Source organism: Flavobacterium sp. 102 (assembly GCF_003634615.1).
In the GTDB taxonomy this organism is placed as follows: Bacteria; Bacteroidota; Bacteroidia; order Flavobacteriales; family Flavobacteriaceae; genus Flavobacterium.
Map to the genome: position 1 here is coordinate 197,384 of NZ_RBKX01000001.1, position 13,300 is coordinate 210,683.

The 13,300-nt window shown below is 36.6% G+C and carries 8 protein-coding genes; all 8 read right to left on the reverse strand.

Features of this window, described 5'->3' with window-relative positions; genetic code table 11:
- Positions 1 to 107 precede the first annotated feature (107 nt).
- The 8 genes from C8C84_RS00935 to C8C84_RS00970 all read right to left on the reverse strand — a co-directional run bounded on the left by C8C84_RS00935 (position 108) and on the right by C8C84_RS00970 (position 13,293).
- Positions 108 to 1,004 (reverse strand): hypothetical protein, encoded by an 897-nt coding sequence (locus tag C8C84_RS00935; RefSeq protein WP_121311738.1) that lies wholly within the window; start codon positions 1,002 to 1,004, stop codon positions 108 to 110.
- Positions 1,005 to 1,006: 2 nt separating this feature from the next.
- Positions 1,007 to 1,870, reverse strand: a complete 864-nt coding sequence (locus C8C84_RS00940; RefSeq protein WP_121311739.1) for a DUF6175 family protein — start codon at positions 1,868 to 1,870, stop codon at positions 1,007 to 1,009.
- A gap of 4 nt (positions 1,871 to 1,874) precedes the next feature.
- Positions 1,875 to 2,735 carry a CsgG/HfaB family protein gene (locus C8C84_RS00945; protein ID WP_158592538.1) on the reverse strand — a complete coding sequence of 287 codons (861 nt, stop codon included), beginning with the start codon at positions 2,733 to 2,735 and terminating at the stop codon, positions 1,875 to 1,877.
- A 295-nt stretch (positions 2,736 to 3,030) separates the two neighbouring features.
- Positions 3,031 to 4,086, reverse strand: a complete 1,056-nt coding sequence (locus C8C84_RS00950) for a type I restriction endonuclease (protein ID WP_121311741.1) — start codon at positions 4,084 to 4,086, stop codon at positions 3,031 to 3,033.
- A gap of 117 nt (positions 4,087 to 4,203) precedes the next feature.
- Positions 4,204 to 5,235, reverse strand: coding sequence for a PorP/SprF family type IX secretion system membrane protein (locus C8C84_RS00955; RefSeq protein ID WP_158592539.1), 1,032 nt, complete (start codon positions 5,233 to 5,235; stop codon positions 4,204 to 4,206).
- Positions 5,236 to 5,246: 11 nt separating this feature from the next.
- Positions 5,247 to 12,164, reverse strand: a complete 6,918-nt coding sequence (locus C8C84_RS00960) for a PKD domain-containing protein (RefSeq protein WP_121311743.1) — start codon at positions 12,162 to 12,164, stop codon at positions 5,247 to 5,249.
- A gap of 114 nt (positions 12,165 to 12,278) precedes the next feature.
- Complete coding sequence (locus C8C84_RS17220) at positions 12,279 to 12,494, reverse strand: HTH domain-containing protein (protein ID WP_121311744.1); 216 nt, start codon at positions 12,492 to 12,494, stop codon at positions 12,279 to 12,281.
- A gap of 130 nt (positions 12,495 to 12,624) precedes the next feature.
- Positions 12,625 to 13,293, reverse strand: coding sequence for a response regulator transcription factor (locus tag C8C84_RS00970; protein WP_121311745.1), 669 nt, complete (start codon positions 13,291 to 13,293; stop codon positions 12,625 to 12,627).
- Positions 13,294 to 13,300: the final 7 nt, after the last annotated feature.

The window sequence follows — 13,300 nt, forward strand, 5'->3', positions numbered from 1 at the left end:
CATCACTGACGATTCCAAGTACAAAACTCATTTTTGAATTTTCAGCGAAACTTCGGTAATTAACCTGAGCCTTGCAATTGCTACAAACTGATGTTGGCAGTAGGATTTTATCTAATTATGACATTGTATTTTACCGTTCTTACAGAATTAGAATAATATGCCTTTGCGATTTCTTTTATAGCATTGATTCTTCTGATTTCTAAATCAAGCTCTTTCTTTTCATTTTTCTCAATTTTGTCAGAAATCTGATTAATTAGTTTTTCAACTTCTACATAACAACTTGAACTGTTGTCAATCATATTTAAATACGATAAAGCACTTTCATAATTTTTAATAGCTATTTCAGATTTAGCCCTATTTATATTCTCTTTGCAAAGTTTTGATTGATAACCTATATAATAAACAATGGCACTTTTTTGAGCTTCTTCAAAACAATTGTTTCCTGTTTCTGGTATTGATTGAAGCAAACTTATTGCCTGTTCAAAATCTTGTTTTGTATAAAGATTAGCTGCTTTATTTTGAGTACTCAAACAGGTTTCGTTAAAATATTTATAAATACTTTCTTTACCTTTTGTTATAAATTCAATTAAATCTTTGTCAGTAACTTTAATCAAAGAAAATGCATTAGTTATAGCAAGTTGTTCAGTTTTTCCGCTTCCTTTCAATTTCTTTGAAACAATATTAAAGAATTTGTTTGATGAAACTTGCTTAATATTTAAGGTTAAATCAATTGTCGTAACAGTGATGTTTTCCATTCCGCCTTGAACAACACTCGTGTCGTCAATATTTATGATTGGAAAAATTACAAAATCATTATTGTAACCGTAAGTCACAACACCTGATTTATTTATTAAATTGGATAATTTGCTCTCTAATTTTGTAATTTGAGATTCACTAATTTTAAGACTTGGCTCGGGAAGTATTAAACCAATTGTGAAATCAGTAGATTGAGCAAAGCCATAGTTTGACAGAATTATTGATAATAATAAAATTGCATTTTTCATCTCTAATTGATTGTTATATAAATTGTACTTCCCTTAATTTCTTTGTTTGGTTCTAATCCAATAGATTTTAAATATTTGAAAATTTCGAGTGCAAATTTATTTGTAGTGTAATTGTTTTGATTTTTGTCTTTTACTGGAATTTTAACATCATCAAAAATCATCTTTAAGTTTGTTGTTCCTTGAATATGATAATTATTGTTAAAAGAATTTGTAGAAAACCATTCTTCAAGCACATCAGATAATGCTAATTTGTCATTTCCAACTGGAGTTGTCATATCATAACTTGAATTTTCAGAAAAAGAAAAATCTACCAAAACAGAACGACCATTTTTTAGAATGTCTGCAAATTTCAGATTCATTGTAGCAATAAATTCTTCCATTGATTTATCAACAGCTTTAGAGACAAGTCTTCCAACATCATCAGTCTCAAATTTCCCTGAATTGCTAACTTTATTTGAAAGTGAATTGCCTGTTGATGTATCGTAAGAAGAAATAATAACGCTGGCGCTTGCACCTGTGTTATCTTTTTTCACATCTACTTCTGCAACTACATAAACATCGCAACCTGACATTTCAATAACTTTTGACTTAATATCACTTTGATTATCAGAAGTGAAAATTTGATTGTCTTTTGCAGCTTTTAGTTTTCCAATAAAGTCAACAGTTGTAAAACCACGACTGTCAAAGCCTTCTTTTATTTTTGTAATAGCAATTCGGCGATTTATATTTTGATCTAAAATCGTTCTTAAATCTTCACCATCTTTTGTAAATGGAATTACCATTATTTTTGGTAATTGTTGTGATGTTTGAGCGAAATTAACTGCTGTTGAAAAGCAGACAACAAACAATAAAAATATTTTTTTCATATACTTATTCGCTAATTATTTCACATTTTAAATTTGCACCGGCTTCTGATTTAGTTGCTATTGCTAAGCCACCTGTAACAACATTACAAATTGAAAAATTTTCATCTTCTACTTTTTCAACCACAATTTGTCCAATTTCTTTTTTTCTAGGTATTTTTTTACCATCAACCATTAAAGTAGTTAGTTCATAAACTTTTAAAGTTGTTAGTGGTTTTAATCCTATTCCTGTTCCTCCTGAAATTAAAACTTTTGTAGCTTCATTTGATGTGGTTTTTTCTTCAATACTTGCAATTGAAGCAGTTATTTTGAAGTTGTCTTTTATAAACTTTTCGATGTTTGGTTTTATAATTTTTAAAGCGTCATCAAAACCATTTTTCCCATTAGCTTCCGCAGAAAATTTTTCTGAAGCCATAATTTCTCCTGTAGAAACATCAATTACTTTTATATTAAAAGAGATTTTTGCTTTTCTACTAGGAATATTGAAACTTCCAACTGCGCTTGACTTTTCTTCAAAAGATGCTTCTGTTATGTTTCCTGTTACGATATAACTCGCACCCATTGATTTTGATTGCTCAACAGTTTGACCATCGATATAATCTTCACTTTGCTGAGTTTTCTTTTCTCCTTTAATTAAAGCCATTTTTTCTCTTTCCACAAGTGTGAATCTTTTGGCATTTAAAAAGGCATCAGAAACTGCATCTTGTATTGCAATTACGTTAGCACTTTGATTTTGACTTCCTCGATTGTAATAATTGCTATTGTTGCTTGAAGTTGTATTGAATGGCATTATACCAACAATAGTTTTCGTTTGCGAAAATCCTGTAAATGTTATTAATGCTAAAATTGTTAAGTAAGCGTTTCTCATTGTTCTTGGTTTTAATTTATTGATTATTTCTGTTTTGTTTTCTCTCTTTTTTGCAGATAGTTCGGAAATCTTAACGCTAACTATTAGAATAGATATGATCAATTCCCCAACCATATATAGAATCTATCACCATAATCGATATACCGTATGGCAAAGCGACAAATATCTCTTCTCCAAAATTCGGGCGCATAATTTGGGAATGGATTCGCATTTTTCACATTGTTTCTTTAATATCTTGTGGCCAAGGCACCCTTGCCGCCTGTATTATAAACTCTTACCATACTATGTAGATGATTTAATCCACTTCATATAAACTCACAGTTGCCAATAACTCTTTTTCAAACATATAAATATCATCAACAGATTGAATAGGTTCTTTCTTTTCATTTTTATCATTATTAAAAAGACCTATGTATTTTTTACCACCATTAAAGTGTAAACGACACAAGGGTTTACGGTTATTATCATCTAAAAGAATTCCAAAATAGGATTGTGTATCACGACAAATTATTCTATTTACTGATAACTTTCTACGTAAAATGGCAACAACAATTCTATATCCTTCCATTTCTTCATCGCTAGTGAAAATTTTACTTTCGTCTTCAATAGTTTCAATTTGATCGGCTCTTTGATTTTGGGCTTCTTTGTTCAGCGCCGCATTTAGTCGGTCGTTGATTTTCTCATTGATGAATTGATTAAATCCTTTGCTAACAAGCTCTTTGAATTCTTCCATTACTTTTTCGGTTAATCTCCCTGAATAAACTTTATTAGCAAAAAGCTTTACAAAATCAAAAGATGGATTGGTCAATTCGTTATCAATTTGCTTTCTAATTTCCCTGATATACTTTAAGGAACTTGCGTTGGTAACAATATTATTGACATCAAAACTTGATTTATGGAACTTGGCTATTTCATTGATGCTATTATCCTTTAAATTGGTGATGTCAAATTCCAGAAATGGCTTTTGATCCATTTTATTTTTCTCGTCTAAGTCGGTAAAGAATTGATAGAAAATACCGTTGGTCAATAAAGTAAAACGTGTTTTGGTGACATGGAAATATCTGAACAATTGTGACCCATGAATCGATAGGTTATCTTTCCAGTTTTTACATTCAATGATTAGAATGGGCTCATCATTCTGAAAAATAGCATAGTCCACTTTTTCTCCTTTTTTTAGTCCTAAATCGGCTGTGAATTCAGGAACTACTTCTGTAGGATTGAAGGTGTCGTAACCTAATATGTTTATAAAAGGTAAAACAAAGGCATGCTTCGTTGATTCTTCCGTACCGATTTTGTCTTTTAGCTGATTGATTTTATCGGCTAGGGTTTTGAGTTGTATTTGTAGTTCCATTTGTCTTGAATTAGATGTAGAACAAACTTAAAACCATTAAAAATGTGTTCTTTACGGTTTTCCGTAAAGCCATAAAAAAACACCCCAAAGGGTGTTTATATAATAACTGCTTGAGTGTTACATCTTCTGATAACCTGATTCTCCGTTGCGTTTTAATTTAACTTTATAGTTATCGCAGCGGTCACAACGGTAACTGGATTGCCACGTTAGGGATAATTCGTGTACGCCTTGTGTCCTTCCGATTTTGGAGGTGTTCCAATCATAGGAATAGCCAAAAGTAAACTCATCGGTTTTGAATGAAAACACCGGATTTATAGAAGTAATCAGATGGCTGTTGGTGGCTCTTCCTTCGGGGTTGGTTACCGCTATAAGTCCAAAACTTATCCGGCTGTATTCCATTACGGTTCCAACATCCAAACGGTTGTATTGTCCCTGACGCATGTAGTTGGCGGTCAGTAACAGGTTAGTCCCTTCGGGAATCAGTTTGGATGGCGAATTAAAGAACTCAATATAATAGCCGCCATGTACCGTTAAAAACAAATCTAACGGCACATTAGCATTTTCGCGGAAGGAAATGTCAGGTCTGTTTAAGTGTTTTACGGCTACGCCAAACCACGTATCTTCCTGGTCTAATACAAAACCGGCAGAAAAATCCATAAAGTTGATTTTGTTGCTGTAGTTCATCACGCCCGGATCAATACTTCCGGGGCTAATGGCGCCAGTATTAATATTAATTTGGTCTTCTAATAATAAGTTATTAAAATTAAAATCTTTGCGGCCGTAACCAGCTTCGAGCCCTAACCGTAATCTCCAGTCATAGTCTAAATCTATTCGATAAGAAAAAGCGCCATTGAACTTGAAGTAATTGTACCCTGTAAATACTTCACTATGGTTTAAAACTGTCATGCCGACACCGATTTCGTCACTAACTAAATTGTTAGCGAATCCAAATTGAGTATCCATTTTTCGATTCCCATCGGGCCATTGGCGTCTGTGAATTAACCCTGCATTCCATGTATTGGAAACTCCTGTAAATGCCGGATTTAATGTTTCCGGAACAAGATAAAATTGAGTGAATATTGGGTCTTGAGCATTACTGAACGTTGTCATCAAAGTGAATGCTGCAATCAGGATAAATTTGAATTTCATAGGATTAGGCATTACTTGATTAAAACAAAAGTTTGATTCTCATTTACGATAGTTCCATAAAACGTTTCAGCAGTCACTTTACTGTAATAGTTTCCGTTTTCCGCATTGAAGCCTTTTATTTTTCCATCCCATCCTACAAGAACTTCACCTTTCTCTGTATAAATGAGGGAACCCCAAGTATCATAAATATCTAACTGAACCTCCTTAAGTCTTTTGGCTACTGGACGGTAAGTGTCGTTTACAGTGTCGTTGTTAGGTGTAAATGCTGTTGGCACCACTAATAAATATCCTTTTTCAACTATTAATGTTATGGTCTGCACATACACACAGCCAAATGGATAAGTAACTGTTTGTGTTACCACATAATCTCTAGGGATAAGATAAGTATGTTCCGGATTTAATTCAGTTGAAAAAGTACCATCTCCAAAATCCCAAGATACTGAAACATAATCACCTGTAATGGTACTGTTAAACTGAATAGGGTCGCCAATGGAATAGATACCGTAAGTTGTATAGCCAAACGATGTTGGCTCAAACGATGCATATCCTATTTCAAGATTATCAACGTTGACGGAATAGGTTGTGGTGCATCCGATAGAGTCGGTTAAGGTAAGGATTACTGTTCCGTTTGTATTGGAATTCATTATTTCGTTGTTGGTTCCGCTGACATTGCCGCTTGACCATTGGTAATTATAAGGTGGCACTCCGCCTGAACCCTGCGCTATAAAACTCTGATTTACTTCGTGTGTTGTACAATTAAACGTAGTTTGCGTATTGACTGCGATCTGAAGTGGATTTGGCCTAATCAAAGTATATTGTCCTGTTGTTGTACATCCTTTGGCGTCGGTTACTGTTACTGCATAATTTCCGGAAGTCAGATTGCTCAAATCTTCGGTGGTTGCACCGTTTGACCATGAATAAGAGTAGGGAAGCGTTCCACCTGACACTATTAAATCAATGGCTCCACTATTGGTATTGGTACAATTAATAGGATTGGAAATGTTGACAGCTGCGACCAATGGCTGTGGTTGTACAATAGTAAATGTTCGCACGATAAAACATGGCGTTCCGTCTGAAATTGTTGCTGTGTAGGTTCCGGGTGCTAAATTATTCCGAATCAAACCCGAAGTGCTTCCATCGCTCCATGATAAAGCGACAGGCGCAATACCTCCGGTTAAGTTTAAGTTTATGCTTCCGTTGTTTGCCCCAAAGCACGAAACCTGAACGACTATAGGATTCACCGTAAACACAGGCGCATCCGGAATAATTATCGTTTGCGTTTTGATACATCCTACATTGTCGGTGACTGTTATGATGTATGTTCCTGCCGATAGATTTGTTTGGGTTAATGTAGTAGCCAAGTTATTCCATTGGTATTGGTATGGAGCGTTTCCACCTGAAATCGTAGCGGTTAACGAGGCATTATTTGCACCGTAACAGGTTATGGGTGTTGTTGTGTAAGCAATAATGATTTCAGTAGATTGTGTTATCACTACAGACAGATTCTTGACACAGCCATTTGAATCGGTAACCGTAAGATTATAGGTTCCTGCCGGAATAGCATTTACATTTTGATTCGAACTTGTAAACGTATTCGGGCCTGTCCAAAAGAAATTATAGCCAGTACCCGGATTTCCTCCGATAACATTTACGTTTATGGCACCGGTTGAAGCCCCATAGCACAGTACGTTCGTTTGATTAACCAAAGTGATTACCAAAAGCGGTGGTTCTGTAATCGTAAAAGTCGCTGTTTTTGGGCCACAATTATTGGCATCTGTCACCGAAACGACATAAGTTCCCGGACTTAAACCAGAGATGTCTTCGCTTGTTGCGTGCGGATTTCCATTGTGCGTCCAAGTGTAAAAATAAGTGCCGGTTCCACCGCTAACGGTCAAGTTAATACTTCCGTTGGCACTGCCGAAACAGGTAATGTCGTTTTCATCATCTACAGTAATCACAATATCTGTTGGTTCTGTAATGGTGTAGGAATTAGAAAACGGACAACCTCCGGCATCGTTAATGGTTACATTATAAGTTCCTGGAGCCAGATTCCCAATGCTGGCTGCAGACGATGTAAAGCCGTTTGGACCAGTCCAATTTATCACATACGGCGTTCCGGTTGTAAAAGGAATTCCGCCAGTGATGTTCGTTGTAATGGAAGCATTATTGACTCCAAAACAAGTATTGTTATTTACCACCACATTTGGATTTATGGCTGGGTTGACTGTTACCGATATGGTGAAATTATTTCCTATACAAGTTCCGGAAGTAGGAGTGACCGTGTAAACAACTGTCGCGGGACTTGTAGTGGTATTGATTAACGTTTGGCTAATGGTGGTTTGTGGTGTAGTTTCGGAAGTGGCGCCAGTAATCGAACCGATTGGATTTATAGTAGGCGCTGACCAAATGTAGGTTGTGCCAGTAGGAACAATATTGCTTCCGGCATTCGTTGGTGTAACGGTAAACGAAGCGCCACTGCAAATGGTTAGGCTTTCAGAAGCTATAACCGGATTTTGGTTTATGGTTACTTCGGTAGCATTTGTAGCAATGACGGAACATCCGCCGGTTATTGCCGAAAAAGTCACTACGCAATAATAATACGTTGTTCCTGAAACCGCTGCGGGAGGATTATAGGTGGCATTTGTAGCTCCTAAAAGTAAAGTTCCTCCTGAATTTGAGTTGGTTGTGTTGGAGTACCATTGATAAGATGGAGTCCCAACACCATTAGTAATTGTAAATGATAGTAGGTTTGGACTTTGACCAAGACAAATAGTACTTGATATTGGTTGATTGGTAATAGCTGGTGCTAAATTAAATGTTATAGCTGATATATTACTTGTTACGCTACACCCAGCTCCATTTGGTTGAGAAATTATACAATAGTAATATAATGTTCCTGGGCTATTGTTTGTTGGGATATACATAGGATTAGTTTCTCCTACAATTGCAGTACCGGATGAAGTATTGTTAACTGAAGAAACATACCATTGATAGGTATAATTACCACCTATCCCTCCTGTGACTGATACTGACAGCGTATTTGCAGTTGCATTTTGACATAAAGTTTGGGTTGGAGTTGGCTGTACAGTTATTATCGGATCATCAACTACAACTACTGTTGCCACATCACTTGTAATAGTTCCACAACCACTTCCAGAAAAGCTAATTATTACATAATAATAAGCATTTCCAGCAGAAGTAAAAGCAGGTGGTGTGTAGTTTGCATTTGCGGCTCCGTTGATCAATGCTCCTCCTGTATTGGAGCTTGAAGTATTGGAATACCATTGGTACGAAGGCGTTCCGGTTCCTCCGGTATAACTTACGCTTAGCGGCGTAGTAATAGTTCCACCCACACATAAATTTTGTGAAATTACGGGTTGTTGATTGATAGTTGCTCCTGCGGTAACGTTTATGGCTGCTGTATTAGTGGCAATCGTAGCACAGCTGCCGGTAATATTTGGGAAAGTAAGCAAACAATAATAATACATTATTCCTACCGTATTAGCGGGTGGTGTGTATGTTGGATTTGTTTCGCCTGATATTGGTGTACCAGAAGTAGTATCGTTGTTCGTATTGGAATACCATTGATACGTTGGCGTCCCGGCGCCATTGCTATACGTTAGGGACAATACTGTTGGCGTTCCGCCCGAACAGACAGTACTTGATTGCGGTTGGGTAAGAATGGTAGGCGATGCATTTATGATTACTGCCGCCGTTGCACTAGTAGCGCTACATCCCTGCGTAGCCTGAGAAACGATGCAGTAATAGTATACAGTTCCTACTGATGTTGTTGGTGGATTGTAAGTCGCATTAGTAGCTCCGCTAATTAAAGTACCCGAAGTCGTATTGTTGTTCGCATTGCTATACCATTGGTAGGTAAAACTACCATTACCTCCGGAAGCAGTTACTTCAAGGTTTGTTGCTGTAGCTCCTTGACATAAGGTTTGTGTTACTAATGGTTGTGCCGTTATGATGGGATCACTAAAAACAACTATTTCCGCTATGTTGCTTGTAACTGAACCACAACCATTCCCAGTTAAAGTTACTGTAGCATAAAAATAATAAGTTGTTGCAACAGTAAAAACTGGTGGTGTATAGGTTGCGTTTGTAGCTCCCGAAATTGCTGTTCCGCCTGAGGTTGTATTAACCGTATTGGAAAACCATTGATAGGTTGCTGTGCCTATTCCTCCTGAAGAGACGATTGATAACGCTGAAGGGATTGTACTTCCCACACATAAATTTTGTGTTGATAATGGATGAGTCGTAATTGTTGGTAAAGGATTGACAGTAACAGAAGCTGCCAATGTAGATAAACCGAAACATCCACCGGATGACAATGTGATGACGCAATAATAATAGAGTGTTCCTGGTGTATTTGTTGGAGGATTGTACGTACTTGAAGTGGCTCCATTAATTAATGTTCCGCCCGAATTGCTATTACTGCTGTTAGAATACCATTGGTAGGTTGGCGTTACTGATGTGTTGCTTAGGGTCACCGATAAGATTGTTGCCGAACCATTTAAGCAAACGGAACTTGAAGCCGGTTGTGCTGTAATGGACGGTGCCGGATTTACATTAATTACATAATTGACGGTTGGCCCAGCACAACCATTAAAAGTTGGCGTAATCACATAGGTAACCGTACCCGGATTGGCATTGGTTGTTGATATGGTCTGAACCGGAATGGTATTGGTTGTCCCTGATGGTGTGAAACCCGTAATTCCTGCCGTTGCTGTAGCATTCCATGAAAATGTTGTTCCCGGTTGGTTGGCTGTTAAGTTGACTAAAGTAGTTTGTGAGCCTGAACAGATAGTTTGATTTAACGTCGTGTTGGTTAATGTTGGAGCTGTCCCAACGGAAAAGCTTTGCGTTGCGGTATTGGAAACACCACATTCATTTGTAACCTGTAAGGTTACTGAGTAAGGACCTCCTGATGGATATGTTATTGTACCTGGGTTTAAGGTATTGGCTGTTGCAGGTATCCCTCCGGTGAATGTCCATGCATAGGTTAAAGCTCCTCCTGTTGGGGCACAATTAGTAACATTTGTCGTAGGGGTTATAGTTGCGGAACCACAAGCATTCGGTATTGAAGCAATGGTTACTGTGGGTGGTTTTTTGACGGTAACGGTCTGGGTTGATGTTTGTGGAGGTGCACAGGAGTTTGTAGCAGTGAGTGTTATGGTATAGGTTCCTGATTCTGTAAAATTAAAAGAGGGATTTATTGAACTGGCATTAGTTCCTCCAGTAAATGTGTAATTTGAAGTAGTTCCGCAATTACCGCTAGCGTAAGTAACTTGCCAATTATAAGTTGGAGGAGAACATTGATTTGCTGTGCTGGTAGTGTTATTAGTAGTGATTGCAAAAGGTGCGCATCCACTAGTGTTACTTAGAATAAATAGAGGTGTTAATGGTGGTTCAATACAAATTTGTTGAGTTTTAGTTGTTATTCCACAAAAGTTTTGTGCTGTTAAAGTTACCGTATATGTACCTGGAGTAGTAAATGTATGACTGATATTTTGAGGAGGCGAAAGCGGTGTTGTAATAATTGGTGTTCCATCTCCGAAATTCCACGTATAAATAGAACTTAGAACACAGTTTTGACCATAACCAGCTACAGTCGTATTTGTAAATAATATATTTGTGTTGATACAGCCATTTAATGGAGCTGTAAAATTTGCTGTTGGTTTTGTTAAAATAGATATATTACCTAGTGTAAATGGTGTTGTACCACATGCATTTGTTACATTCAACTTTACTTCATAACTAGCAGCTGGACAACTACTGGCTGTATAAATGTGCGGAATAGGATAATTAGCAGAATTAGCAGGAGAACCTGAATTATAGTAACTGGAACTTATCAATTGGTTTTGAGTTAAAAGCAGTATTGGTGTACCATCTCCATAATCGACGGAATATGTAGTATCTAAAGAGTTAGCACCCCAATTTGATATTGAAAATTGAAGATTAGCAGTCGGCGCACACAAGTTTTGTGTTGAACCAGGACTATTTAAGCCACCGAGAGGATTAGAAACATTCTTTATTATATAAGTTTTTGTATTAACACAGCCATTACTACCTACAGCAGTTATAACCATAGAATAAGCTCCAATCAAAGGATATGTATGTGAAATTGGAAAATTTATGTTATTCTCGCTATTTCCATCTCCCCAATTTATTGAAAATGATGTGATGCACGAAGATGTTGTACTGACGTCATTACCTACTGTAATTGAATATATAGGATTAGAAGATGCTCCTGAACAGTTATTAAATGGATCTGAAAAGGGATTAATTACATCGATGAAATTAATATTTGGTTTTTGCTTTACAGTAATTACATTTGTTTTACTTACTATACATCCTCCTCCACCAGTAATGGTTAATGTTACATTAAAAGTAGCTATACCACATCCCAACGATACAAATGAATGGATTGGATTCTGTTGTGTCGACAAGGCAGAAGAATCTCCAAAATCCCAAGAATAAGTATATGGACCTCCGGTTACCAATGATGTAAATTGTATAGATGTACCTGAGCAGGAATTATTGTTGTTAAAACTAAAATCCAAATTTGGGAGTGGAATTACATTCACCACTACAGGCGCCAAAGTCAGATTCTGAATACCAGACGAATCTTGTACACTAACCAAATTATAAGTAAATTGTCCTGTTGCGGAAGTAACTATTGGTAATGTTACAACACTTCCGCTAGTAGTACTTATAGGCGGTTGGGCATTTCCATTTAGTGTATAGGTAAATGTGTAAGTTCCAGTTCCTCCGGCACCTGTAAATGTTATAACCTGTCCTGTCGCATTCTGACAAATCGTTGAAGGTCCGGAAATAGTAGCCGAAGCGGCAATCGGGTTTTCATTAGCAAATCCGGATTGAACCCCAAACAGCAGCAAAAGGACAAAATAAATCTGTTTCATAATGTATTTTTATGATTATCATTTTTAATTTCTTAAAGCTTTGGGGACTGATGACGAACTAAAATTAATTTTAAGCTAACTTGTCTGACAAACATAGTTAAAATTTTCTTAATTTTATCCTCTAAAATTTAATTCGCATTCTCTTTCATAATTGTACTTCTTGTTTTGCGAATCATAGGCTATCGGAGCATTTAGTTCTGTTTTCATGAATGTAATATAGTTGTACACGGTACGGACAGAAATTCCCAATCTTTCAGCGAGATCTTCTGAATTTCCTGCACGCTTCGCCTTAATGAGGTCGTGTATCTTTATGATGATTCGTATATCCAAAACAGTACAATTTTAAACATTAACTCTGCAATCAAAATGCAGTACTACTATTTTGTAAACATAAAGGCATTATAGCCTCTGTCCTTACGGAAAACCGTAAAGCCAGTAAATAATTGAAAAAATAGTGAATTTAAATTATGCCAAAGTCCTTGGCAAACACAATAAGCTGAACCGTATTAGCAGCCTTAAAGTAATCTTTGAGTTTACTGATGCGCTTTTCGATAGAACTTTTACTGTTCGGCGTGATGCCTAATTCCTTGAAACGGGATTCCATTTCGCCTTGTTTGATTCCGAGGGCTAATTGTTGGATAATCTGTACATCAAAAGCATCGATTTCCCGAGTGACATCTCCTTTGAAAATGTGTTGAAGATGCGGAGATATGTAAGTTCCGTTCTCTTCTTGAATCCTATGTATTGCTGTTTTCAAATGTTCAATACTGTTCCTTCCTTTATGTACAAAGGCATTAACATGCAAATCTTCGAATAATGATTTTACCCGAAAGCTTTTATCTTCTATGGAATAAACGATAATTTTCAATTCGGGTTGTAATTTTCGAATGGCAGTTATGCCTTCTTCTCCCGATTTGATTTTGACTTCCCGATGATCCTGTTCAAAGGAAAGATCGGAAACCAATAAATCATATGGTACATTATCCAGTATCGCTTTTTTTATTTTCAGTACCGCATCATCACAATATTTGACATGGTCAACTTGTATAATGCCCAACTCACTAAGGGTTTGGCTTACGGCTATATTGATACTGTCTATATCTTCGGCAATTAGAACTTTTTGGAACATCATCTGA